The organism is Actinokineospora auranticolor (assembly GCF_041897805.1).
Taxonomy (GTDB): Bacteria; Actinomycetota; Actinomycetes; order Mycobacteriales; family Pseudonocardiaceae; genus Actinokineospora; species Actinokineospora auranticolor.
Map to the genome: position 1 here is coordinate 4989585 of NZ_CP154825.1, position 24135 is coordinate 5013719.

General features: G+C 71.8%; 18 protein-coding genes and 2 pseudogenes. 10 read left to right on the forward strand and 10 right to left on the reverse strand.

Features of this window, described 5'->3' with window-relative positions; all coding sequences use genetic code 11:
• Entirely contained in the window at positions 1-2919 is a 2919-nt protein-coding gene (locus V5P93_RS22030; RefSeq protein ID WP_104478974.1) for a hypothetical protein, read from the forward strand.
• On the opposite strand, the gene V5P93_RS22035 is transcribed toward V5P93_RS22030, so the two are convergent.
• Complete coding sequence (locus V5P93_RS22035) at positions 2912-3601, reverse strand: helix-turn-helix transcriptional regulator (protein WP_104478973.1); 690 nt, start codon at positions 3599-3601, stop codon at positions 2912-2914. The genes V5P93_RS22030 and V5P93_RS22035 overlap by 8 nt on opposite strands.
• A 1065-nt stretch (positions 3602-4666) precedes the next feature.
• On the opposite strand from V5P93_RS22035, the gene V5P93_RS22040 reads away from it, so the two are divergent.
• A complete protein-coding gene (locus tag V5P93_RS22040; protein WP_245931236.1) occupies positions 4667-5905 on the forward strand; it encodes a sensor histidine kinase in 1239 nt (412 codons plus the stop codon).
• A complete protein-coding gene (locus V5P93_RS22045) occupies positions 5902-6549 on the forward strand; it encodes a response regulator transcription factor (protein ID WP_104478972.1) in 648 nt (215 codons plus the stop codon). Before V5P93_RS22040 ends, V5P93_RS22045 begins: the two co-directional genes overlap by 4 nt.
• 21 nt (positions 6550-6570) lie before the next feature.
• On the opposite strand, the gene V5P93_RS22050 is transcribed toward V5P93_RS22045, so the two are convergent.
• The 3 genes from V5P93_RS22050 to V5P93_RS22060 all read right to left on the reverse strand — a co-directional run bounded on the left by V5P93_RS22050 (position 6571) and on the right by V5P93_RS22060 (position 9700).
• Positions 6571-7161 carry a dTDP-4-dehydrorhamnose 3,5-epimerase family protein gene (locus tag V5P93_RS22050; RefSeq protein WP_104478971.1) on the reverse strand — a complete coding sequence of 197 codons (591 nt, stop codon included), beginning with the start codon at positions 7159-7161 and terminating at the stop codon, positions 6571-6573.
• Positions 7152-8390, reverse strand: coding sequence for a macrolide family glycosyltransferase (locus V5P93_RS22055; protein WP_181043457.1), 1239 nt, complete (start codon positions 8388-8390; stop codon positions 7152-7154). The genes V5P93_RS22050 and V5P93_RS22055 overlap by 10 nt, the downstream gene beginning before the upstream one ends.
• 65 nt (positions 8391-8455) lie before the next feature.
• Positions 8456-9700 carry a macrolide family glycosyltransferase gene (locus tag V5P93_RS22060; RefSeq protein ID WP_181043456.1) on the reverse strand — a complete coding sequence of 415 codons (1245 nt, stop codon included), beginning with the start codon at positions 9698-9700 and terminating at the stop codon, positions 8456-8458.
• A 189-nt stretch (positions 9701-9889) separates the two neighbouring features.
• On the opposite strand from V5P93_RS22060, the gene V5P93_RS22065 reads away from it, so the two are divergent.
• From V5P93_RS22065 to V5P93_RS22090, 6 genes are all read left to right on the forward strand, one after another.
• Complete coding sequence (locus V5P93_RS22065) at positions 9890-11338, forward strand: NDP-hexose 2,3-dehydratase family protein (protein ID WP_104478969.1); 1449 nt, start codon at positions 9890-9892, stop codon at positions 11336-11338.
• On the forward strand, positions 11335-12345 hold the full coding sequence (locus V5P93_RS22070) for a Gfo/Idh/MocA family protein (protein WP_104478968.1): 1011 nt from the start codon (positions 11335-11337) through the stop codon (positions 12343-12345). The genes V5P93_RS22065 and V5P93_RS22070 overlap by 4 nt, the downstream gene beginning before the upstream one ends.
• Positions 12345-13184, forward strand: a complete 840-nt coding sequence (locus V5P93_RS22075) for an NAD(P)-dependent oxidoreductase (RefSeq protein WP_104478967.1) — start codon at positions 12345-12347, stop codon at positions 13182-13184. Before V5P93_RS22070 ends, V5P93_RS22075 begins: the two co-directional genes overlap by 1 nt.
• Positions 13181-14053, forward strand: coding sequence for a glucose-1-phosphate thymidylyltransferase RfbA (rfbA, locus tag V5P93_RS22080; RefSeq protein ID WP_104478966.1), 873 nt, complete (start codon positions 13181-13183; stop codon positions 14051-14053). The genes V5P93_RS22075 and rfbA overlap by 4 nt, the downstream gene beginning before the upstream one ends.
• Positions 14053-15027, forward strand: coding sequence for a dTDP-glucose 4,6-dehydratase (rfbB, locus tag V5P93_RS22085; RefSeq protein ID WP_104478965.1), 975 nt, complete (start codon positions 14053-14055; stop codon positions 15025-15027). The genes rfbA and rfbB overlap by 1 nt, the downstream gene beginning before the upstream one ends.
• Before the next feature lie 236 nt (positions 15028-15263).
• Positions 15264-16616: a cytochrome P450 gene (locus tag V5P93_RS22090; protein WP_104478964.1), complete on the forward strand. Its 1353-nt coding sequence runs from the start codon at positions 15264-15266 to the stop codon at positions 16614-16616.
• 222 nt (positions 16617-16838) lie between these two features.
• Here the strand turns inward: V5P93_RS22090 and V5P93_RS22095 are convergent, their stop codons facing one another.
• The 4 genes and pseudogenes from V5P93_RS22095 to V5P93_RS22110 form a co-directional block, all read right to left on the reverse strand.
• The gene (locus V5P93_RS22095) at positions 16839-17576 is read right to left on the reverse strand and encodes a metallophosphoesterase (protein WP_104478963.1); all 738 of its coding nucleotides are present in this window, start codon (positions 17574-17576) and stop codon (positions 16839-16841) included.
• A 132-nt stretch (positions 17577-17708) separates the two neighbouring features.
• A pseudogene (locus tag V5P93_RS22100) lies at positions 17709-17891 on the reverse strand (FAD-dependent monooxygenase); the annotation flags it as partial.
• 20 nt (positions 17892-17911) lie between these two features.
• Positions 17912-18253 (reverse strand): annotated as a pseudogene (locus V5P93_RS22105) (NDP-sugar synthase); the annotation flags it as partial.
• A gap of 72 nt (positions 18254-18325) precedes the next feature.
• Positions 18326-19819, reverse strand: a complete 1494-nt coding sequence (locus tag V5P93_RS22110; protein WP_104478961.1) for a glycosyltransferase family 39 protein — start codon at positions 19817-19819, stop codon at positions 18326-18328.
• 310 nt (positions 19820-20129) lie between these two features.
• On the opposite strand from V5P93_RS22110, the gene V5P93_RS22115 reads away from it, so the two are divergent.
• Positions 20130-20471, forward strand: a complete 342-nt coding sequence (locus tag V5P93_RS22115) for a hypothetical protein (RefSeq protein ID WP_104478960.1) — start codon at positions 20130-20132, stop codon at positions 20469-20471.
• A 52-nt stretch (positions 20472-20523) separates the two neighbouring features.
• Here the strand turns inward: V5P93_RS22115 and V5P93_RS22120 are convergent, their stop codons facing one another.
• Positions 20524-20706, reverse strand: coding sequence for a hypothetical protein (locus V5P93_RS22120; RefSeq protein ID WP_104478959.1), 183 nt, complete (start codon positions 20704-20706; stop codon positions 20524-20526).
• Between the two features lie 110 nt (positions 20707-20816).
• Positions 20817-24098, reverse strand: coding sequence for a DUF2961 domain-containing protein (locus V5P93_RS22125; RefSeq protein ID WP_245931235.1), 3282 nt, complete (start codon positions 24096-24098; stop codon positions 20817-20819).
• Between the last annotated feature and the right edge of the window lie 37 nt (positions 24099-24135).

A 24135-nucleotide genomic window follows, 5' to 3' on the forward strand; every position in this document is an offset into this window, starting at 1 on the left:
GTGTTCACGGCGATCATGACGAACGACAAGTCCAACAACGTCCACCCGAAACAGTGCGCTCAGAAACTCGCGGCGCTTGGTCGGCAGCGGGACACGGCTGAACTACTCACCACGTGCGCAGACGACAGGACAGCCTCCTGGTTCGAACGGCTCAGGTCTGTTGAGGCACTGGGCACTCTCGGAACCCGCTACCGCCAGTCAGCCGCACACCGCATGCTCGCGCTCGCGGACGAAACTGCCATCAGAGCACGCAAGTGGTTTGTCGCACGAGCCCTGATCGCGCTAGGCCCCGCGTTCCACAAGGACGCCGCAGGCGTTCTCCACGCCGTGTTGGATTCGTCCACGACCGACACCAATGAGCGGCTGTGGGCAGCGCACACGCTGGCCAGTCTCAGCCCGGAGCACCACGCCGCCGTGGCTCAAGAACTCCGGTCGATCATCGACCACCCACTGGCCGACGACTGGGAACGCCCACTGGCTCTTGGGAGATTGGCTGCCCTCGGCGGCGAACACCGCGACTCGGCCCGTGCGGTGTTGCGCGCGGACTTGGCCGATCATCGATTGAGTTGCGATGTCCGAGTGCGAACCGCCAAGGAACTACTAAGCCTGGGAACCGACTGCCACCCCGAAGCAGTGGCCGCCCTCCATGACATAGCGACCACGACATACGCTTTCAAAAGCCGTATCAGTGCTTGGCGACAACTGACCAACGTCGGATCACGGCAGCAGGAAGCCTACGCTTCTCTGCTTGACCTGATGGGCCTTCGCGACGCCGACATGGCGCAACTCGACGACGAGAGGCTTCCGCAGTTCTCCCGAGCGGATGCATGCGACGTCGAACGCGCGGCGGAGTGTTTTCGGGGCACTTTGCGCCAAGTCGAGCCGAACCACCGCGCGTACACCATCGCGCTGCATGGTCTGGTCGAACTGGGCGACCGCTTCCACGGGGAAGCGGCACGGGACGCCATCGCCTACCTCCGCGCCGACCGCGTGCACCACACGGAACTTGCCCACTGGGTCCACAGCCTCAGGGAACTCGCGGGTCCGACAAAGCTGGACCTGGCCAGAACGATCGAAGAGACCCTCCCGACCGATCGCTTGAGTTCCGAGCAGATCTGGAACGCGCACGACGCGATGACCAACCTTGGCAGCAGTGCGCAACCCTTGCTCCTGACTGTCGTCCAGGACCGCTCAACAAGGCCGATCACCAGATTCCGCGCCGCGATCGCGCTCACCGACCCGACCACGATCCAGAACCTGTTGCCTGAGGACATCGACAGCACGCACTGGCACGATCGGGCCTCCCAGACCGCTGCCCTCGGCGTGGACGTCATCGCCGCTCTCCGTAGCGCAGTCGAACACCCGGACGTCAGGCAGAGTGCCAGTGATTCCGCACGAGTAGCGCTGGCCGCCCTGAACGCCGATGCGCACACAGACGACACGCCGCCGCTCGAGGACTGGACCACGATCCTCATCGACGGCCGACAACCGGTCTCCAACCGATGCGTCGCCGCGGCCAAGGTCCTGGCCACGGACAAGAACCAAGCGCACCTGACGTTATCCTTGATCGGCCGCTTCTTGCGCGATGACCTCTACACCGCCGCTGAGCGTGCACACGTGTATCAGAGTTTTGTCTACCTTCAGAGGCGGCAAGCCGCAAACGTTCTGGTCACATCGCAGTCACTGTTCGACGACCCCACGACACGAGGTGTCGACCGCTCCCAACTGGTGTCCGGTCTGCCGGGGGTGGCATGTCGTGAGGCGCAGCGGACGTTGCTCGTCGATCGGACGCTGCCGGTCGCGCACAGGATCCCGACGGCGGACATCTGGGGCGAGGTTCCACTGAGGACCGATGTGGTGGAAGTGCTCCGAAACCTCTTCGCCGCGCCGGAAGCGGCCAAGTCCGAGCGCATCGACGCGGCATCTCAGCTCGCCGATCTGTCCACTCGATATGTTGAGGAGGCTGCTGCGGCGCTGGATGACATCGGTGGGTTCGATGCTCGTTGGGCGCAGGCGAAGATGGGGCTGTTTTGGCGGAGGCAGATCCTTGCCGACAGCCTCGCCGACTTCCAGCGCGCCGAGGCACCCCGCGAGGTCAAAGAGGACGCGGGGTGGATGTTGTGGCATCTCGCGCCTGAGGTGCCGGACGAGGTTGTTGAGTGGTTGCGGGACAAGGCAAAGGACCCGGGCACGGCGGATCAGGAGCGGGTGCGGGTTCTGTTCGAACTTCGTCACCGAGACGGCCTGGCTGGCGTGCGAGCGATGCGGGACGACGAGACGCGGGCCTTCGCTGTGCGGTGGAAGGCCGCTGTGATGATGCGGGACCGGGCGGATGACGATCAGGTCGCCGGAGTACGGGTGCTGGCGCGGATCGCGGCGGAGGGTAGGCCCGCGTTGCGGTGGCGGGCGGGGCAGGAGTTGATGTGGTTCGGCGACGAAGGGCGCGAGCGGGGTGCGGAAGCCTTGCTGCGGATCGTCGAGGACGTCGAGCTGCCGAGAGTCGTCAGGGCCCAGGCGGCGCGGGTGATGGCGCATGAGCGGCCCGATACGCGGGCGCGGATGGTTCGGGTGCTGGACGACCTCGCCGAGACCGACGACCGGTGTGCGCGTCGGCGGGTGCTTGAGGCCGTGAGTGAGTACCGGCCCTACGAAACGGCCGTGGCGTTGCGGGAGTTGGCCGAGGATCCCGACAACAGCGCCATCGAGCGGGTCCGCTGTGCCGAGGCCATGGCCGCGACGCACCGGGGTTACCGGGAGGCCGCGGCCATGGTGGTGCGGGAGGTGGCGTGGGACGACGTGGTCGCCCGGCACATCCGGGTGCGGGCCGCCCGCGGTCTCGCGCGGTGGAGTGATCTTTGTCTGCGGGAGGCGCGGCGGCTCATCACCGAACTGAGAGAAGGCGCGCGGGCGGTCAGCTGACGTAGTCGGGGGTCACCTGCGGCGGCCACTGGCCGATGCGCAGGATGCCCTCCGAGTACGCCTTGGCCACCAGGGCCGACCGGTTGGGCGACTTGAACCTGCGCAGCATCGCGGCCACGTGGTACTCGATGCCCTGTCTGCTGAGGAACAGCTTCGCCGCCAACTGCACCGTGGTGTTGCCCGCCGCCACCCCTTCGAGGACCCGGGCGTCGATCTCGCTCAAGGCCTTGCGCTTGCCCGACGGGGTGCGCTGGGGGTCGGCGGGGCGGTCGGGGCGGGTCAGCAGGACGATCTTGCTCACCTGGCCGTTGTCCGGGCGGACGGCGATGGCCGTCAGGTCGCCGAAGAACACGCCGTCGTTGGGGCGCAGGCCGACGAGGCGGGCGGTGAAGCGGTCGCGGCGGTTCTCGCCGAGGCGGGTCAGCTGCTGCACCACCACCTGCTCCACGCTGGCGTGCACCAACTCGCGGAACTCCTGCCCGCACACCTCGGCGGCGGACCGGCCGAACTGGTAGAGGAAACTCCCGTTGGCCTCCAGCACCCGCAGGTCGGGGTCGAGGTTGGCGATGCCGACGTCGGCCAGCTCCGCGCCCGGGCGGCGCTCCCGCTCACCGCGCCGGTCCACCACGGCCGCCGCCCGCTCGGCCGGTACGGGGATCGGACCCAAGACAGCGCTGCTCATGAAGAAATGCCTCCCCAGATGGATTGCCGTGCGGACCGGGCGCGAAGGCCCCACTCACCCGAGCGGCCCCGACCCCGACGTCATCTCGCCGCCCCGAAAACCCGACATCTAAATGTGAGTAACAAACCAACTACGGCGACTATAGCCAGTGACGATCATGCGGTCAACGCACTCCACGACCGCGGTCCAGATATTGATAGCACCCGATGAGAGCACGCAACGTGACCGTGATCGGCGCGCGTGCCCGAGTCGCGCGGGCCAGGCGTACTGGCCTGAACATCGTAGTTCGCCGTAGCATTGGGAGTAGCCCACACATGACGCGCCCCAGCGCACCCGTGGTTGACCAGGTCTGATGTCACAGTGAGCGACCATCCTCTCCACGGGTGAACAAAGGCGAAACACGGTCAGCAAATAACCTACTGGCCAGTCGTAAACAATCGTTTGAGGGAATCGGGTCGCCCGAGCGCCGGATGGCGACACGGGGAACGGCCCGGGAATTCTCGGCCGGGAAGAGCTTCATGTGGCGTTCAACCGGGATTTCCACGCGCACCGGGAGCGCGACCACCGATGTGCGGGGCGACTGTTTCCGTCCCGATCGGTCGGTATTCGCCGAAAAGCGCATTCCGGCGACAGGCGGGCCCACCTCCGGCGCGCGGGCAGACGCTCGATCCAGCCATTCCGGCCACACGGTCGACAATTCCTTTGCCAAGAGTCGGACGATCTCCGGTCGTTATCCCAGGACCCCGGCGCGCCGCCCGCGGCCGGTCGACCGGCCGCGCGGCACGGGCCGGAAACCCCGTGTACTGTCGCTCGCGACCATACCTCATCAGGCACGACACCGTCTCCGGGCGCAGGCGCGGCGCACCCGGTGGCGGTGTCGGGATCCGGCCCGGCGACCGCGTCTGAACTGCGGTTGCCGGGCCGATTCCGACAATCGGTGACCACCCAAGAACACGACCTGTCAACCAAAGTTGTTTTCTTTTCCAAAAATCGACGACTTTCGTTGTTCGACGTTATTCGACCCATGTCCACCACGCGGACGCCCGACTCGATAACGTGTCCACCGTGTGGCAGGCGATCCTCCGCGCCCCCCGGCGCCACGACCCCGGGGACTCCCGCGAAACGGTGCGGCTGGCCGTCCTCGCGGCGCTGTTCGCCGCCCTGGACACCTCCCTGGCGCTCAGCGACGGCCCCACGACCGGCTGGCTCGGCCCGCACGCGGGCCTGGTGACCCAGCTCCTGGTGGACGCGTCGCTGCCGCTGCTGGCCCGCAGGCACCGCCCGGTCGCGGCGTTCGTGCTGGTCGTCGCGCTCGCGATGGCCGTCTCGGCGGCGGTCGCGCCCGGGCTGCTGGTCGTCGAGCACGGCGTCAGCCCGGTGACGGTGCCGCGGGCGACGCCGGTGGTGGTCATCGCGGTGGTGCTCCGCGAGGAGCGCGCGGTCGCCCTCGCGGTCACCGCGCTGTTCGCGGTGCTGGCGGGCCGATTGTGGTCACCCGATTGGTCGGTGACGCCCTTCGGCCTGCTGAGCACCGTCGGGCCCGCGCTCGGCGCGCTCTACTTCGACGCGCGCAAGGAGCTGATGCGGTCGCTGCGGGACCGGGCCGAGCGGGCCGAGCGGGAGCAGTCGCTGCTGGCGGAGAAGGCCCGGTTCGAGGAGCGGCGGCGGCTGGCCGCCGAGATGCACGACGTGGTCACCCACCGGCTGAGCCTGATCGTGCTGCACGCGGGCGCGCTGCGGCTGAGCTCGGCGGAGCCCGCCGTGCACCAGGCGGCGGACGACATCCGCGCGTCCGGGTCGCAGGCGATGGCCGAGCTGCGCGACCTCATGGGGGTGCTGCGCAGCGAGGAGAGCACCGGGCCGCTGGTGGAGAACACCGCCCCGGGCCCGGTCGCCGCCGACTTCCGCACCCTGGTCGAGGAGTCGGAGTCGGTGGGCATCCCGACCGGGATCGAGGTCGACGGCGCCGTGCGCGAACTCGCCCCGGTGGTCGCGCGGACCGCGTACCGGGTCGTGCAGGAGGCGCTGACCAACGTGCGCAAGCACGCGCCCGGCTCGCACGCGACGGTGTCGCTGCACTACACGCCCCGCGACGTCCGGCTCCGGGTCACCAACTCCGCGCCGGAGGGCCGGACGGACCCGGTGCTGCGCGCGGGCGGCTCCGGGGCCGGGTTGACCGGGTTGCGGTACCGCGTCGAGGTCATCGGCGGCACCCTGGACCACGGCCCCACCGGCGACGGCGGGTTCCGCGTTGATGCCACACTGCCCGTGTACGTCCCGACCCCGGAGAGCCGCGCCCCATGATCCGCCTGGTCATCGTCGACGACGAGCCGATGGTCCTCACCCACCTGCGCACCGTGCTGGAGTCGGCGGGCGACATCACCGTGGTCGCCCAGGCCCAGGACGGCGCCGAGGCAGTGGAGGCGGCCGCGGTGCACGAGCCGGACGTGATGCTGATGGACCTGCGCATGCCGGGCGTCGACGGGCTCACCGCCATCGCCCGCATCGCCCGGCTGCCGTCACCCCCCTCGATGGTCGCGCTCACCACCTTCGACGCGGACACCTACGTGCTGCGCGCGCTGCAGGCGGGCGCGTCGGGCTTCCTGCTCAAGGCCACCCCCGCCGAGGACCTGATCAGCCTGGTCCGCGCGGCGGCGGGTGGCCACACCGTGCTGTCCCCCGAGGCGATGCGCAGGCTCGTGTCGGCCTCGACCGGCGAGCAGCAGAAGGCCGACCGGGCCCGGCAGCGCGTGGAGGGGTTGACCGAGCGCGAGGAGGACATGCTCCGCTGCCTCGGTGAGGGCCTGTCGAACGCGGCCATCGCGGCGCGGCTGCACCTGTCCGAGGCGACGGTGAAGAGCTACGTCTCGCGCATGCTCGGCAAGCTCGGCTGCGCCAACCGCACCCAGGCGGGGCTGCTGGCGCACGAGGCGGGCCTGGTCAAGTAGCGCGCGTAGCGCGAGCAGCCCTCACCGCACCGCGTCGGCGAGCGCGGGCCGGTAGTGCGGGAGCACGCCGGACGCGGCGACCTCGGCGAGGGTGGGGGCGACGGCGTCCTTGTCGGACATGATGGGGGTGCCGGTCAGCTCCCAGGGGATGCCGATGGCCGGGTCCAGCGCCTGGATGTCGATCATCGTGCCGGGCACGTACTCGGTGTCGCACAGGTAGTTCATCACCGTGTTCGGCTCCAGCGCCAGGAACGCGTGCCCGAGGCCGTCCGGGACGAACACGCCGATGCCGGAGCCCGCCTCCTGCAGGGTCGTGTCGAACCGCCCGAAGGTCGGCGAGCCGATGCGCAGGTCGACCACCACGTCGAGCGCGGCGCCCTGCACGCAGGTGACGAGCTTCGCCTGGCCGGGCGGGACCTTGGTGCCGTGGATGCCGCGCAGGGTGTTCTTCGCCGAGATCGAGAAGTTGACCTGCTCGATCCGGTACGGCCTGCCGATCCGGGCGGAGATCTCGCTCTGCCGCCACGCCTCGAAGAAGCTGCCCCGGCGGTCCGGCAGGTGCCGAGGGGTGATCCGGAAGGCGTCCTTGACCGCCATCTCAACTATGTCCACGTCGTGTCGCTCCCTCTGTCCTCGGTGATCCCGGATCCCGCCGCGACGCGCTCCAGCACGTCCGCCGCCCGGCGCGCGCCACCCGCGGCGCGCGCGGCCGACCGCATCCCGGCGACCCGCGCGGCGACGGCGGTGTCGGCGGCGACCGCCAGCGCCGCGTCGCGGATCGCGGCGCCGGTGACCGCGCCCGAATGCACCCGCCCCAGGCCCAGTTCGGCGACGTGGCGGGCCGCCACCCTGGCGTCGGGCTGCTGCGGCACGGTGACCACCGGCACGCCGTGCCAGAAGGCGTCCATCAACGTGCCCGACCCGGCCTGGCAGACCAGCACGTCGGTGTGCGGCAGCACCTCGTTGTGGTCGAGCCAGGCGTACCGCTCGACGTAGTCCGGCCACGCGGCGGTGTCGGCGTCGAGGTGGTCGGCGGTGGTCATCACGACCCGCCAGCCGGTGCCCGCGAACGCCTCGGCGCACGAGCGGAAGAAGCCCGGGTTGTGCGTGGCCGAGGTGCCCAGCGAGATCAGCGCCACGGGCGAGCCGTCCGCCGGTGGGGTCCACGTGCCCGACGGCGGGGGCGGGTTGTGGGCGCCGACGAAGACGAAGCTGTCGTCGAAGCACTCGGCGCGGGGTTGGAACTCTCGCGGCACGAACACCAGGTTGGCCGCGGCCCGGCGGGCCCGGACCCGGTCGACGGCGCCCCCTGGGACCCCCAGAGCGGCGAGCCGCGCCGGGAGGGCGCGGTGGAAGGCCGCGACCGCGGGGTGCTCCGCGTCGAACCGCGGGCCGTCGGGATCGGGTTCGCTGCCGTTGACCGGTACCTCGTCGTTGCCCGCGAAACCGGGGAAGGCGCGCACCACGGGGCAGCCCGCGCGGTCGGCGACCAGTCCGCTCACGGCGGTGCTCAACGCGTCCTCGACGACGATGTCGACGGGGTGCTCGGCGAACGCGGCCCAGGCCGCGGGCAGCGCGGCGAACGCTTCCTCCAGGTAGTGCACGACGGCGGCGGCGAGGTCGTCGGCGGTGACGACTTCCGGTACGGCGGCGGGGAACTCGGAGCGGTAGGTGACGACCCGGGCGCCGGTGCGCGCGACGTCGTCGGCGTACCGGTCGGCGACCACGACGGTGACCTCGTGCCCGCGGTCGACCAGTTCCGCGGCCACCGGGAGGATCGGGCGCAGGTGCCCGTACCCGGGGAAGGTGAAGAACGCTGACCGGAGTCGCGAGGTGTCCACGTGCTCGACCCTAGGCGGGTGTCGCGCGGATGCCCATCGGCGGCGACCGCGAACCAGGTGATCACCTAGTGTCGGTTCCCGGTCCGCTGTGGAGCCAGGAAACCGTTGGCACCACTCGGATCCGCGCATTGTTCGAGCACGTCGGCCGCGCGGGTGGCGCCGCCCGCCGAGGCGAGGTGACCGCTCATCCGCCGGGCCCGCGCGGCGGTGCCGGGGTCCGCGGCGAGGGTGTCGACCAGGCGCCGGAGGGTGTCGGGGGTGACGTCGGCGGGGTCGAGCGCGGCGCCGAGGCCGAGTTCGGCGATCCGGTCGGCGTTGCCGCGCTGCTCGTCGGTCTGCGGCAGCGCCAGCACCGGGGTGGCGCAGGACAGCGCCTCCAGCAGGCTCCCCATCCCGGCGGCGCCGACGTAGACCGACGCGTGGGGCAGCACGGACAGGTGGGTGAGCCACCGGTGGAGTTCGACGTTCGGCGGCACCGTTCCGACCTCCTCCGGGGTCACCCGGGACCCCAGGGTCATCACCACGTGCCAGTCGGTGTCCGCGAACGCCTCGGCGCAGGCGCGGAAGAAGCCCGGCGCGGCGGCCGAGGTCGTGCCCAGCGACACCAGCACCACCCGCCGCTCCCCCGGCGGTGTCCACGGGTCGCGCGCCCGCGCGGGATCGGCGGTCGACCCGACGAACACCCGTCGCGGGGAGAAGTCGCCGTCGGGGTGGAACTCGCGCGGCACGAACACCAGCTCGGCGACGGCGTCGTCGCGCAGCAGCGTCGACATCACCGTGTCCGCGTCGAGGCCGTGGGTGGCGAGCCGGTCGATCTCGTCCTGCCACGCCTCGCGCAACGCGGGGTGCGCCAGCACGGCCGCCGGGTCGATCCCGGCACCGCCGCCGGATCGTCCACTCTGGACGTTGTCGGCGAAGTGGGCGTAGAGCCGGACGACCGGCACGTCCCAGCGCGCCCCGAGCAGCCGGGCGGTGTGCGGGGCGATGTCGTCGTGCAGCAGCAGATCCGGCCGGTCACCGGCCAGCGCGCGCTCGGCGGCGTCCAGCGGCGCGAACCCCTCGCGCAGCAACTCGGCCAGCATGCGCGCGGCGTCGTCGACGGATTCCGCGCGGCCGAAGGGTTCCGGGAAACTCGACTCGTAGGTCACCAGCCGCGCCCCCGAGACCCGCGCGGTGTCGGCGAGGCGGGAGGCGACGACGTGCGTGACGCGGTGGCCCCGGCGCCGGAGTTCCTCGACGACCGGTAGCACCGGCCGGACGTGCCCGACACCGGGGAAGCTGATGACGGCGTAGTGCCGCGACCAAGACACCGGACCACCTTGCCCGGCAAGGCGCCCGGTGTCGCTCCCTAGCCGCGCGGCACTGGAGGATTCCTTAGTCCCGGGCGGTTTCGGCGATGCTGGGGGTTCTCCCACTCCTGGCCCCGACCCGGCCCGCGGCGCCTTCGCGGGCACCAGACTCGGCGGTGCCCCCCAGTTCGTTTGTCCCAGGAGGACGATATGGCGCGTCACGGCGCGACAAGTCTGCTCCGGAAGCCGGACGTGACGCTGCCCCACCGCCTGGCGGTGTCCGCGGCCGCGCTCGACAGCGACGTGACCCCCAACGCGCTCGTCGACGGGTGGATCGCCGCCCGCAACGCCGCGCACCGGCACGAGGTCGACCGGATCGAGTTCGGCGACCTGCGGTTGTGGGGGTTCGACGAGCGCACCGGCGACCTGCGGCACCACAGCGGCCGGTTCTTCAGCGTGCAGGGCCTGTCGGTCGACACCGACTACGGGCACGTGCCGCACTGGTCGCAACCCATCATCAACCAACCCGAGATCGGCATCCTGGGCATCCTGGTGCGCGAGATCGACGGCGTGCCGCACTGCCTGATGCAGGCCAAGTCCGAGCCGGGCAACGTCAACGGCGTGCAGCTGTCGCCGACGGTGCAGGCGACCAAGAGCAACTACACCCGGGTGCACGGCGGCAAACCCGTGCCGTACCTGGAGTTCTTCCGCGACCCGCCACCGGGGCGGGTGATCGCCGACGTGCTGCAGTCCGAACAGGGCTCGTGGTTCTACCGCAAGCGCAACCGGAACATGGTCGTCGAGGTCACCGACGACCCGCGCTTCGACGACGCCGAGCTGCCGGCGGACTTCCGCTGGTTGACCCTGGGCCAGCTGCACACCCTGCTGCGCGCGGACAACCTGGTCAACATGGACGCCCGCACGGTGCTGTCCTGCATGCCCGCCCCCGCCTGGCCCGACCGGCCGGGCGCCGACGAGTTCCCGGCGTCGATCGCCCGCTCCGCCCGGCCCGACGCGGGTGGCCTGCACACCGCGACCGAGGTGCTGAGCTGGATCACCTCGCGGCAGTCCACGCACTACGTCGACACCCGGCCGTCCCCGCTGCGCGAGGTCGCGCACTGGCGCCGCACGCCGACCGAGATCTCCCACGAGCTGGGGCTGTACTTCAGCATCATCGCCGTCGACATCACCACCAACGGCCGCGAGGTGGGCAGCTGGAGCCAGCCGCTGGTCCGCCCGTTCGGCACCGGTGTGGTGGCGCTGCTGGTCAAGCGGGTCGACGGCGTGCTGCACGCGCTGGTCAACGCCCGCGTCGAACCGGGCTACCTGGACGTGGTCGAGCTGGCCCCGACGGTCCAGTGCACCCCCGAGAACTACACGCACCTGCCCGCCGCGACGCACCCGCTGTTCCTGGACGTGGTGCTCGGCAGCCGCCCGGAGCAGGTCCGCTTCTCCGCGCAGCTGTCGGAGGAGGGCGGGCGGTTCCACCACGCGTACAGCCGGTACGAGATCGTCGAGGTGCCCGCGGACTTCCCGAACGCGGTGTCCGACGACTACCGCTGGCTCACCGTCCGCCAGCTCGACGAGCTGCTGCGGCACAGCCACTACGTCAACGTGCAGGCCCGCAGCCTCATCGCGTGCCTGCGGGGACTCGGATGACGACCTCGCTGAGGGTCGGCCTGCTGGGCTGCTCGTCGGTCGCGCGGCGCAAGACCCTGCCCGCGCTGCGGTCGGCCAACGCGCGCGTGACCGCCGTGGCGGCGCGGTCGCCGGAGCGGGCGGCGGCCGTGGCCGACCCGCTGGGCGCGGCCGTGCGCGGGTACCACGACCTGGTCACCGGGGACGACGTCGACGCCGTCTACGTGTCCCTGCCGAACGCGAGCCACTTCGAGTGGACCCGGCGCGCGCTCCTGGCGGGCAAGCACGTGCTGTGCGAGAAACCGCTCACCACCACCGCGGCCCAGACCCGGGAACTGGTCGCGATCGCCGCGCGCCAGGGCCTGGTGCTGCGGGAGAACTTCACCTTCCCGTACCACCCGCAGCACGCGGAGGTCCGCGCCATGCTGGACGCGGGCCGGGTCGGGCCGCTGCGCACCTTCGCCGCGACCTTCCGGATCCCCCCGCTGCCCGGGGGCGACATCCGCTACCAACCCGGCCTCGGCGGCGGTTCGCTGCTCGACGCCGGGGTCTACCCGCTGCGCGCCGCCCGGCTGCTGCTCGGCCGCGGCCTCACCGTCGACGGCGCCGCGCTGCGCGTGGACAAGACCCGCGACGTCGACGTGGCCGGGCACGTGCTGCTGGTCTCCCCCGACGGCGTGTTCGCGTCGCTGGAGTTCGGTTTCCAGCACGGCTACCGGTCCCGCTACACCTACTCCGGCGGCTCCGGCTCGATCACCCTCGACCGGGCGTTCACACCCCCGCCGACCTGGCGGCCGGTCGTGCTGGTCGAGGAGCAGGACCGGCGCGAGGAGCTCACCCTGCCCGCCGCGGACCAGTTCGCCCTGGCCGTGGACTCGTTCGCCACGGCCGCCCTGCGCGGGCCGGACCCCGCGGTGGAGGCCGAGGCGGGCGACCTGTCCACCGACACCGCGCGCCTGGTCGACGAGGTGCTCACCAGCGCCGTCCGGGTGCCGGACCAGCCAACTCACCAGGAGGTGGGATCCTGATGGAGATCATCGGACACGGCTTCATCGCGGACCACGCCCGGCGCTACTTCGGCGACCGCCACCCGGACACCACGCTCATCGCGGCCGGGGTGTCCAGCGTGCTCGTCACCGACGTGTCGGCGTTCGAGCGCGAGGCCACGCTGGTCTACGAGACGCTGCGCCGCTGCCGCGCCGAGGGGCGCACCGCGGTGTTCCTGTCGACGGCGTCACCCGGCATGTACGGGGCGCCGGACTCGCCGGGCACCGAGTCCGGGCCGGTGTTCCCGCTGACCCCGTACGGCAAGCACAAGCTGGCGCTGGAGAGCGTGTGCGCGACCTCCGGCGCGCGGTGGCTGGTGCTGCGGTTGGCGCACCTGGTCGGCGCGGGCCAGCAGCGGCACCAGCTGATGCCGTCGCTGATCCGGCAACTGCTGTCCGGCTCGATCACCGTGCACTCGGGCGTGGCGCGGGACCTGCTGGACATCACCGACATGGTGCGGATCCTGGGTTTCCTGCGCGACGACGACGTGCGCGGCGAGGTGGTCAACGTGGCCTCCGGCAGGCCGGTGTCCATTGAGGACGTGGTGGACGGCCTGGAGCAGCGGCTGGGCACGCGGGCCGAGCGGTCGCTGGTGGAGATGCCGACCAAGCGCGCGGTGGTCAGCGTCGCCAAGCTGCGCGCGCTGGTGCCCGCGGTGGACGGGTTCGGGTTCGGCCCGGGCTACCTGTCCGCGCTGCTGGACCGGCACGTCGGCGCGCTGGCCGCGCCCGCGTACCAGGACCTGGCCAGGCAGGCGCCCGACCCGTGGCTGGCCGCCTCCGGCCAGGCGGGTTCCGACAACCTCCGGGAAAGGCGATGAAGGGCATCATCCTCGCGGGCGGCAGCGGTACCCGGCTGCACCCGGTGACGCTCGCCGCGTCCAAGCAACTGGTCCCCGTCTACAACAAGCCGATGATCTACTACCCGCTGTCGGTGCTGATGCTGGCCGCCATCCGGGACATCCTGGTCATCACCACCCCGGTCGACGCCCCCGCCTTCCAGCGGCTGCTCGGCGACGGCTCGGACCTGGGCATCAACCTCACCTACGCGGAGCAGCCGCACCCCAACGGCCTCGCCGAGGCGTTCATCATCGGCGAGGACCACATCGGCGACGACAGCGCGGCGTTGATCCTGGGCGACAACATCTTCCACGGCCCGGGGTTCTCGCAGCTGCTGCAGAGCAAGACCGTCGACCTCAAGGGCTGCGTGCTGTTCGGCTACGCGGTGTCGGACCCGCACCGGCACGGCATCGGCGAGATCGACGCGGAGGGGAACCTCGTGTCGATCGAGGAGAAGCCGAGCAACCCGCGGTCGAACCACGCGATCACCGGCCTGTACTTCTACGACAACGACGTCGTGGAGATCGCCAAGGGGCTGCGGCCGTCGGCGCGCGGCGAGCTGGAGATCACCGACGTGAACAACACCTACCTCGACCGCGGCCGGGCGAGCATGGTCAACCTGGGCCGCGGTTTCGCCTGGCTGGACACCGGGACGCACGAGTCGCTGCTCGACGCCGGGCAGTACGTGCGGACGCTGGAGGAGCGGCAGGGCACGCGGATCGCCTGCCTGGAGGAGATCGCGCTGCGGATGGGGTTCATCTCCGCCGAGCAGTGCTACGCGCTGGGCGAGCGGATCGCCAAATCCGGCTACGGCCGGTACGTCATGGAGATCGCGGGGGGCGTGCGCTGATGCGGGTCCTGGTCACCGGCGGCGCGGGGTTCATCGGCTCGAACTTCGTGCGCGGCGCGCTCACCGACCGCTACCCCGGGTTCACCCCGGACGAGCTGGTCGTGCTGGACAAGTTCACCTACGCGGGCAACCCGGCCAACCTGGCCCCGGTCGCCGACGACCCCCGCCTGCGCGTGGTGCGCGGCGACATCTGCGACCCGGCGGTGGTCAAGCAGGAGATGGCGGGCACGGACCTGGTCGTGCACTTCGCCGCCGAGTCGCACGTGGACCGTTCGATCGCGGGCGCGGCGGAGTTCGTGCTGACCAACGTGGTCGGCACGCAAACCCTGTTGCAGGGCGCGCTGGAGGCGGGCGTCGGCCGCTTCACGCACGTCTCGACCGACGAGGTGTACGGCTCGATCGACGAGGGCTCGTGGCCGGAGGAGCACCCGCTGGCCCCGAACTCGCCGTACGCGGCGTCGAAGGCGTCGTCGGACCTGATCGCGCGCGCGTTCCACATCACCCACGGCCTGGACGTGGTGATCACCCGCTGCTCCAACAACTACGGCCCGTACCAGTTCCCGGAGAAGGTCATCCCCCTGTTCGCCACCAACCTGCTCGACGGCGGACAGGTCCCCCTCTACGGCGACGGCCTGAACGTTCGGGACTGGCTGCACGTCGACGACCACTGCGCGGGCATCCACCTGGTGGCGACCCGGGGCCGCGCGGGCGAGGTCTACAACATCGGCGGCGGCACGGAGCTGACCAACCGGGAGCTGACCACCCGCCTGCTGGAAATCACCGGCCGGGACGAGTCGGCGATCCGGCCGGTGGCGGACCGGTTGGCGCACGACCGGCGGTACTCGGTGGACATCACCAAGATCAGCGGGGAGCTGGGGTACCGGCCGTCGGTGCCGATCGAGCGGGGCCTGCGCGAGACGGTCGAGTGGTACCGGGCCAACCGGTCGTGGTGGGAACCGCTCAAGGCCGGGTAGCTCGTAGTGGACCGGATTCGCCGCGCGGGCGAATCCGGTCCACTCGGTTCAGGTGCGGGACAGCGCCGGGCTGCGCGCGTTCTGCGGTTGGTGGTCGCGCACCCGGTGCTTGTCCGGCGGTTCGGGACCGGCGCACGGGTGACGGCGTTCACCAGGACGAGTTACGCCGGTTGGTGGGTGGCCGGGCCGGCCCTAGCGTGGAGTACCGCGTACCACGGCGACCGAAGGCGGCCTCGATGACCGACATCCCCCTGGCACCGGGCGCGCTGGCGCTGGTGGGGCACGCGGTGCCCCTGATGCGCGACCCGTTGGCGTTCCTGCGGTCCCTGACCCGGTACGACGACGTGGTGGGGGTGCGCCTCGGGCCGGTGCGGGCCGTCGTGGTCACCGGCGGGGACACGGCGGACCGCGTGCTGCGCGACGACCACCTGTTCGACAAGGGCGGCCCGTTCTGGGACCGGGTCCGCGAGTTCGCGGGCAACGGCCTGTCCTCCTGCCCGCACGCCGCGCACCGGCGCCAGCGGCGCGTGGTGCGACCCGCCTTCCACGCCGACCGGCTCCCCGGCTACGCGGCGGCGATGCTGGCCCAGGCGCAGGCCGTCACCGCCCCGTGGCGCGACGGCGACACCATCGACGTGGTTGAGGACATGGTCGACATCACCGCCCGCACGGTCGCGGTCACCATGCTCGCCGAGGGCCTGCCCGCCGCCGAGACCGAGCAGGCGCTGGGCGACGTCACCACGTTGATGTCCGGCCTCTACCGCCGGATGATGCGGCCTGGGTTCGTCAACGACCTGCCGACACCCGGCAACCGCGCCTACCACCGGGCGGTGGCCCGGCTGCGCGGCGCGCTCGGCCGGGTCGTGGTCGACCGCCGGGCGGCGCCCGCCGACCACGGGGACCTGCTGTCCGCGCTGCTGGCCACCTACGACATGCCGGACGACGCCGAGCTGGTCGACCAGCTCGTCACGTTCTTCATCGCGGGCGCCGAGACCTCGGCCGGGTGCCTGGCGTGGACGCTGCACTACCTCGCCGAGCGCCCGGACCTGCAGGACCAGGTCCGCGCCGAGGCGGCGCGAATCCTGGTGGACCGCACCGCGCCCACCCACGCCACGGTCACGGGCCGGGTGATCGCGGAGTCCCTGCGGATCCGCCCGCCGGTGTGGATGGTGACCCGGGTCGCCACCGCGGACACCGAGCTGGCGGGCCACAAGATCCCGGCGGGCACGGCGGTGGTCGTCAGCCCCTACCTCCTGCACCACCGGGAGGACGTCTTCCCGCGCGCCGACCACTTCGACCCCGACCGCTGGCTGGACGGCGAACCGCACCGCACGGCCTACCTCCCGTTCGGCAGCGGCGCCCGCACCTGCGTCGGCACCCGCTTCGCCAACACCGAACTGGCGATCGTCCTCGCCACGGTCCTCAACCACTGGCGCGTCGACCCGCCGCACCCCGACGCGGTCGTGCGCGCGGTGCCCGCCGCCACCCTCCGCCCCCGCGACCTGCGGCTGCGCCTGACCGCCCGCCCCACCATCCCCGATCCGCGCGCCGTCCGGCAGTCGGAGACCAACCGACCGCAACCGGCATAGCGGCAACGCGTACACCGTCGACCTACCGGCGGACGAGTGGCCGGATGGTCGCCATCGCACGCTTCCGCCGGAACTTCGGCCTGGACGCCCGACCGCGCGAGCGGCCTGGCGCGGTGGATCCTCGGCTACGTCGTGGTCAGCGTGATCGGCCTGGTCGGGAGTCCGAGGCGGATCAGACCGCCTGGTCGGCGTGGCTGGGGCGGTGCCGTCCAGCTACGCGGCTCAAACCGGGCGGGCGAAATGGGTGAGCGCCTCCTCGTCGGACGCGGTGGTCAGGATGTAGTCCTCGACCCATCGGGCGATCGTGGGGTCGGGGCAGGCTTCGGCGATCTCCGTTGCCGCGGCGGTGATGTCGAACCCGGTGCGGCGGAGGTCGGTGCCGGGGCCGAGCAGTGCCCAGTGCGCGCCGGAGCGGCCATAGGGCATACCGACGCTGCCCGGGTTCACCACGAGTCGGCCGTGCGCGAGCCTGGCGAACGGCATGTGGGTGTGGCCGCACACCACGGTGCCGACGGCGGCGTCCAGGTCGGCGAACACCTCCGCCCAGCGGCCCAGGGCCGAGTCGACCACGACGACCTCGTCGTCCCGGCGCGGTGTGCCGTGGCAGAACAGGACATCGCCGTGTCCCGCCACGGGAAGTCGGACCGTGTCCGGCAGGTCCGCGAGCCAGTCGATCCGATCGGCAGGCAACCGGGACGCCGCCCACGCCGCAGCGCCCGCGGGGCCGCGGCCGGTACGGGCGTGCTCGACCACCGCCCGGTCCGCGTTCCCGCTGATCACGGTGACCCGGTCGCCCAACTCGGCGAGCATGTCCAACACCTCGGCGGGCTGCGGGCCCGCGGTGGTGTCGCCGGTGACCACGATCCGGTCGGCGCACAGCACCTCGGGTTCGGCCAGGACCGCGGCCAGCGCGGGCGCGACGCCGTGGATGTCGGACAGGACCGCGACCCTGGTCAGCATGTCCCCAGTATGGAACCGCGGCCGAGAACCGTGTCCGGCAACCGCCGCCGAGCCGTCCGCCGGTGCGCGGCGCCGCGAGCGTCCACGCCAGGCCGGTCGCGTCCCGGATCGCCGCCACGCACCGGCGCGGCGTCAACTCCTCGAACGGGCGCCCGGCTCGCCCGCGGCCGGCACGGCGTTCTCCACACCAACGCCACGCGGCAGTTCCATCGCGCGCGTGGTCGAACCTCTCGCGCGCGGGCGCGCCGAAGTGGTCGCGTGGCGTTCCACGAGCACGCACCCGACCCTCTGAACAGCAAGGAGCACCGAGGCCGGCTCCCCGCAGCCCGCCGCAGCGCGCCGCCACGACCCAGCGGCCTCCCCTCCACGAGCACCCGCACGCGCGACGACAGGGACAACGACGCCACGTACTCGACGATGGCGTGACCGAGGTAGCCCGCGGCCACGACGACCTCCTCCACCCCGGAGGCGGCCGGCCAGCCGAGCTGGTGCCCCAGGATCGGCACGCCCCGCACCTCGACCAGGGGTCTGGGACGCGCGTCGGTGAGGGGTCGCAGCCGGTCCCCGCGGCCACTGGCGAGGATGACCGCCTGCCGAACGCGTGGCCCGCTCACGGCGCCTCCGGGTAGGTCGAGGTCGTGCGCGCCTCCGGTTCGATCCTTCGGCCCACCGGCCACGGAGTCGAGCGGCCGAGCGCGTGAACACGACGCGCGGGCTCCCTGAGCGACCCGGTCACCCGGCGGCGGGCGTCACTGGGTCCGCAAGTCCGGCCAGAGCGCGTCCCAGGGCTCATGGAGTCCTGTATAGAGGGTGGCGAAGTCCGGTGCCAGTGGGATCTCGGCCGTGAAAGCCGTGTGGAGGGCGGGGTTCGGGGTGCCGACGAACAGGACGCTGTCGTGGTGGTCGTCTGGGTGGCCGAAGTAGAAGTAGCCGCGGTGGCCGCTGTAGGCGCGTGGGAGGTCTCGGGCGGGGCCGTAGAGGTCGACGGCGGCGGCGAAGACGTAGCTGTCGGTCATGATGGCGGTTCGGGCCCGCTGCTCGGGGGGCAACGCGGTGTAGAGGGCGGCGATGCCGTCCACCAGCGGTTCCAGTTGCCCCTCAGCGACCGTGTACTGCTTGGCGGTCGCCACCAGCGGCAGGTCCGGCAGCTTCTCCGCCACCGCGCGGGAGAACACCGGCAGGCTGATCACCGACACGGCCAGCGAGAGCAGGACCACCGCGCCCGCCACCAGTGCACGCGGTGTCGTCCAGCGGAAGCGCTCCAGGGCGGTCGCGCCCGCGGCGATGGGCAGTGCGTAGAGGCTGAACAGGTAGTACGAGCGGCCGTCGAGGAGGGCGAAGGCGACGACGATCGCGATCGTGGCCACGCCGAGGTAGCGGAAGGCGGCCAGTTCCCTCGACACCACCAAGCGGGCCAGGCCGCAGAGGACGAGCAGGACGCCCATGAGGAGCCCCGCGCCCGCCAGGCCCTCCCACAGGTACCGCCCGGTACCGGCGAACTCCTTGGCGACGACGTCGGTCATCCGCGCGTACGGCCAGCCGTTGGCGACTTGCCAGACGAGGTTGGGAGTGGTCGCGACCACGGCGATGAGGGCGCCCACCCAGAGCAGGGGCCGCCGGGGAAGGGTCCGAGGACCGAGGGCCACCGCGGCGAGGAGCACCGCGGCCCAGAGCGCGGGAACCAGGAACTTCGTCTGCAACGACAGGGCGGTGACCGCGCCCGCCGCCAGCAGCAGCCGGTCGTCGGGCCTGCCCTCGCGGTGCTGACGGGTCCACCGCACCAGCAGCCACACGATCACGGTCCAGAAGAACGGGTCCAGGGAGTACGTCGCCAGCCAGTGGCCGATGCGGACGGCGCCGGACAGCGCGTACGCGAACGCCGCCGCCGTCTGCGCCCGTCGGCCGCCGCCGAGTTCGCGGGCGATGAGGGCGGTGAGGACGACCCCGCCGACGCACGCGAGGGTGGCCGGGAGCCTCAGCACCGGCAGCGAGCCGGGGGCCAGGTGGTCGGCCAGGGCCGCGAGCGCGGGGACCAGCGCGGGCTGGTCGAAGTAGCCCCAGGCCAGGTGGTCACGACCCGCGACGACGAAGTAGGCCTCGTCGAAGAAGTAGCCGTAGTTGCGGCTCGCGAGGTACATCAGCGCGCCGGTGACCGCGGCGACGAGCCCCACCGGCCACCCCGCGAACTGCGGGGTGCGCGGGGGGTCGGCGGCGGGCGCCGGGAGCGCGTCAACTGTGAACATGACTCGAGTACAACCCGTGATGGGTTGGTCACGCTACAGCCGCCGGGCGGGAACGGGATCAACCAAGGTGGCCCGCGGGTGCCGAACCGACAACATTCGTGTTCACTCGATCGTGCGGAACCGGGGCTGACCTCCACGGATAGCCGCCGGGCCCGATCGACAACCATCGGCCGGCGCCGCACAACTTTCTCCCGCAGCGCCAGACCCGGGTACCCATTAAGCTGGGACGAGCATTCTGTACCCTTCACATGCCCAACCGAAATGCGTCCGCCGAAAGGCGGAGCGACACGGAACCGAATAGGAGTCAGGCGTGGGTTCGAAAAAGATTCAGCTCAACCGGGGGGCCAGCGCGGCGGAGGCGCTGCGGGTCGCGCGGGGCGCGCTGGAGGACCGGGGCTACCGCTGGGTGCAGACCGGTGACACCAGGGCCGAGGCGCACGAGGGCGGCGCGGAGATCACCAAGAAGCACGACACGCGGCTGCGGGTGGACCTGGAGGTGGACGGGTCCGACCTCGTCCTCAAGCAGGGCACGCACGGCGGCGGCGGGTTCGCCGCGGGCCTCGGCCCGCTGACCGCCATGGGCGTGACCAGCAAGTTCAAGAAGGCCCGGCACTCCGTGGAGGACGCGCTCAAGAGCGCCGGGCTGGCCTAGCGGCGCCGGTCGGTGTCCGGCCCGCCGCGCGCGGGCCGACACCGGGTCCGCCTCAGGCCTTCGAGGAGGTGGCGCTGATCTTGAGGAACACCAGCCCCGCGAGGATCGCCGCGGCCGCGCCGATCTTGCTGACCACCAGCGCGTCCGCGTCGGTCAGGCCGGTGATGCCGCCGATGATGAGCGCGACGCCCACGGCCAAGGCGATGACGCGGGAACCCGCCGAACGCTGTTTCATGACATTCTCCCTGGAATCGTCGAGAACGGGGACGGAGCCGTCGAATGAGCGCACCCGCGACCGGTGGCGGTGGCTTCTCCAGCGATGATAATCATCGATCGCCCGCAGTGTCACCGCAGGGTGAGGGAAAAGCGATCGAACCCCAGGAAGTAGGCGGTCGAGTTCGCATTCCTGCCAGTGGCGGTGACGGTCAGCCGGTGCGTTCCGGCGGTGAGGGAGATCCTCCCGGTGGAAATGTTGGGCAGGCGCGGTCCGTCGACCCGGTGGGTGTCGAACGGGGTGCCGACGGCAGTCCCGTCGACGCCGACGGCGCCGATCCCGCGGTTCGGATCGGCCACCCACGTGGTCGTCAGGTCGTACGTACCCGTTTTCGGCACGGTGAACACGGCGGTGGTGTGATCGCCCTCGGTGGTGGCGGCGAGAATCGCGTAGGCGGTGTCGGAGGCGCTCGGGTCGGTGAGCACCAGCACCCCGGTGGACCCGCTCTCCGGCGGCACCAGGTCCTCGGCCTCGATGTCCAGCCGCATGCCGCTGGTGGCCCCCGCGACGGCGGACGGCGGGCCCGACCGGCCTGCGGCGTCGACGGCCACGACGCGGTAGTTCCAGGGGTCGCCGAGACCGAGGTCGCGGTGCCGGTAGGCGGGTCCGGTGGTGGTGCCGACGAGCGTGGCGGGGGTGATCGGCACGTCCGGTGTCCGGGCGGCGTGCACCTCGTAGCCCGCGATGGCGGCGTTGTCGGTCGCCGGGGCCCAGGTCAGGTCGACGGCGTTGGTCTCGGCGGACACGGCCACGAGCCCGGCCACGACGCCGGGCGCGGTCGTGTCGGCGTAGGGCGCGACCTCGCTGACGACCCGGTAGCGGGCGGCGGACCAGGGCGCGGACCCGGCCGTGGGCCGCAGTTCGACGGTGATGTGGTCCTTGCCCGCGGTGCGGGCCGGTGGGATGGCGAACCCGTCCTCGAGCCAGCGGGCGTGCTCGTTGTCGCGCGGCTGCCACCAACGTCCGGCGGAGACGCCGTCGACGAGGACCTCGACGCCCTGCCCGGCCCTGCTCTGGTCGCCGAGCCGGTGCAGTCGCGCGCCCCGGTTGGCGGGGTCGACGGCGACGGTGAACTCGACGGGCCCGGTGGACGCGCGGGTGGGGCGCGGGAGCGGCGCCTCGAAGCCCGCGCCCTCGAAGGCGCTGGTGACGGCGCCCTCGGACTCCCGGACGGCCTGGTAGTCGTGGGCGTCACGGCTGGCGGCGTCGGCGAGGTCGACCACGTCGGTCTGCCGCAGCCCCAAGGCGTCCTGGCCGTACCAGTACGCGGTCCAGCTCTCCCCCGCCGGGTCCTCGTTGACCGAGCCGTGCTCGATGCCGAGGCGCAGCCCGGTGCCGAAGGCGATGGCGTCGGCCATGAACACGCGGCTCATGCTCGCGCAGATGACCGCGCAGCCGTCGCCCTGGGCCTCGAAGGCGGGGCTGCCGGTGAGGAAGCCCGAAACGGTGTAGCCGCCGAGGAAGTACCACCCGGCCTCGTAGAAGTCCTCGGTCCCGGTGCCGTGCCACGCCGGGCCGGCCGAACCGTCCACATAAGCGCGTTCGTCACCTTCCTCGAAGTCGTACGGGTTGGCCCGCCCGGCGGCGCCGCGCATCACCTGGGTCACGCCACGCAGCACGCCCCGGCCGCGCGCGTCCAGCAGCGGGACGTCCTGCTTGGCGGGCACGCTCGCGGCTTCGCCGTGGGTGGCGTGGAAGTAGCCGATGGCGCCGGCGGCCAGCGCGGCCGGAGTCCCCTTGTCCGGCGCGGCGGTCACCTCCAGCACGGCGCCGGTCACGGGCACACCGGAGCCGTTGACCAGCTCGACGGTGGCGTTCGCGGCGAAGGGCATGGGCCACCAGGCGGTGTACCAACCGCCGGGGGTGGCGTCGATCGAGGAGAGCAGCGAGCGGCTGTCGAACTCGCCGAGGCCGGAACCGAAGAACTCGCCGACGGGCGCGTCGACGGTGGTGCGCCCGTCGAAGGTGGCGCGCAGCCGCAGGCCGGCGAGCACGGCGTCGGAGCGGTCCAGCTCGGCGGGGTCGGCGGCGAAGCGGTTGTCGTAGCGGCCCTGCCAGATGACGTTCGTGGCGGAGTACGCGTGCGCCTGCTCGGTGCCGGGCTGCCACGGGCCGGTGTCGAACACGTCGGTGCGGGTCCAGGAGGTGCCGAGTCTGCTGTGGACGTCGTAGCGGAACTCGGCGAAGGGCGTGCGGGCCTCGGTGGTCACGGTGATCCTGGACTTGCCCGCGGTCGCGGTGGCCGGGAGTTCGACGGATTGGGCGGCCCACTGCCCGGCGGGTCCCGCCGGGGTGCTCGCCCACTCGCCTGCCGGCTTCCCGTCGACGAGGATGGTGGCCCGCTGCCCGGCGAGGTCCGCGTCATAGGTGCGGGTGAGACGGACACCCCGGTTGGCGGGATCGATGCGGACCGTGAACGCGCTCCGCCCGCCGGCGTCCAGGTGCCGCCCGTCGTCGTTGCGCCGTGGACTGGCCACGACCTGGGGTAACGACAACCGGACCTGGGTCACGCGGGCGGGACCGTTCAGACGCAAAAAGTTGACGGACGCCCCGGCTGGGACGTCCGTCGTGGTGGTGCTCACCCGCGCGCCTGGCACTGGTGGTTTTGGGTCGGCGACCCCGTAGGACCGTAATCGGTCGAGGACGTCCTGCGCGCGGTCCGCTGGGTCGAAGGTGGTGATGCCGTCGGCGTCGGCGAACTCGCGGTGGTCGACGTGGAAGTAGAGCGGGTTGATGCCGGTGGTCACGCGCATGGATTCCCGGTACGGCATGGGCACCTTGATGACCATGGCGCCGCGGGACTCGTAGGTGTTGGCCACCAGCGGCCAGGCGAAGGGCGCGCCGAGCTTGCCGTCGACGATGTCGCCGATGCGTCCGCTCAGGACCGTGCGGCCGTCGAGCTCGACGGTGACGGTGTTGTCCGCGAGCGACGCGTTCGTGACCGCGGTCCGCACCGCGGCGGACTGGCCGGCGAGTTTCGCCGCTACGCCGGGGTTCGCGCGTTCATCCGCGGGGACGTCGCCGACGAACCACAGCGACGTCAACTCCCCCGCGCCGACTCTGTCGGCCACCACGCACCCGGTTCCGGTGACGCGCAGGCAGGAGTACGTGCCGAAACCGCCGTCGTCGTTGGTGCCCGCGCGGTCGAAGCTGGAGAACTGGCCGGTGTGCTCACCGACGCGCAGCCCGTCGATGGCCTCGGTCTGCCGGTAGGTCTCCCAGCCGACCGGCGCCTTGTCGGGGGCGGGCGCGTTGAGTTCCGCGCCGTCGGCCTTCTTCTGGGACAGGATCAGGATGACGATCAGGACCAGCAGCAGCAGTCCCGCGCCGTTCTTCGCACCCTTGCTAGCCATCGCCGCACACTCCGGTTCACGCTCGTGGTCTCGGTGC

What these genes read in the sequence shown, in the direction of transcription:
- V5P93_RS22090 (WP_104478964.1), top strand. Translation starts at nt 15,264, where the DNA reads ATGACCGACATCCCCCTGGCACCGGGCGCGCTGGCGCTGGTGGGGCAC.
- V5P93_RS22065 (WP_104478969.1), top strand. Translation starts at nt 9,890, where the DNA reads ATGGCGCGTCACGGCGCGACAAGTCTGCTCCGGAAGCCGGACGTGACG.
- V5P93_RS22095 (WP_104478963.1), bottom strand. Translation starts at nt 17,576, where the DNA reads ATGCTGACCAGGGTCGCGGTCCTGTCCGACATCCACGGCGTCGCGCCC.
- rfbA (WP_104478966.1), top strand. Translation starts at nt 13,181, where the DNA reads ATGAAGGGCATCATCCTCGCGGGCGGCAGCGGTACCCGGCTGCACCCG.
- V5P93_RS22035 (WP_104478973.1), bottom strand. Translation starts at nt 3,601, where the DNA reads ATGAGCAGCGCTGTCTTGGGTCCGATCCCCGTACCGGCCGAGCGGGCG.
- V5P93_RS22125 (WP_245931235.1), bottom strand. Translation starts at nt 24,098, where the DNA reads ATGGCTAGCAAGGGTGCGAAGAACGGCGCGGGACTGCTGCTGCTGGTC.
- V5P93_RS22120 (WP_104478959.1), bottom strand. Translation starts at nt 20,706, where the DNA reads ATGAAACAGCGTTCGGCGGGTTCCCGCGTCATCGCCTTGGCCGTGGGC.
- V5P93_RS22045 (WP_104478972.1), top strand. Translation starts at nt 5,902, where the DNA reads ATGATCCGCCTGGTCATCGTCGACGACGAGCCGATGGTCCTCACCCAC.
- V5P93_RS22070 (WP_104478968.1), top strand. Translation starts at nt 11,335, where the DNA reads ATGACGACCTCGCTGAGGGTCGGCCTGCTGGGCTGCTCGTCGGTCGCG.
- V5P93_RS22075 (WP_104478967.1), top strand. Translation starts at nt 12,345, where the DNA reads ATGGAGATCATCGGACACGGCTTCATCGCGGACCACGCCCGGCGCTAC.
- V5P93_RS22110 (WP_104478961.1), bottom strand. Translation starts at nt 19,819, where the DNA reads ATGTTCACAGTTGACGCGCTCCCGGCGCCCGCCGCCGACCCCCCGCGC.
- rfbB (WP_104478965.1), top strand. Translation starts at nt 14,053, where the DNA reads ATGCGGGTCCTGGTCACCGGCGGCGCGGGGTTCATCGGCTCGAACTTC.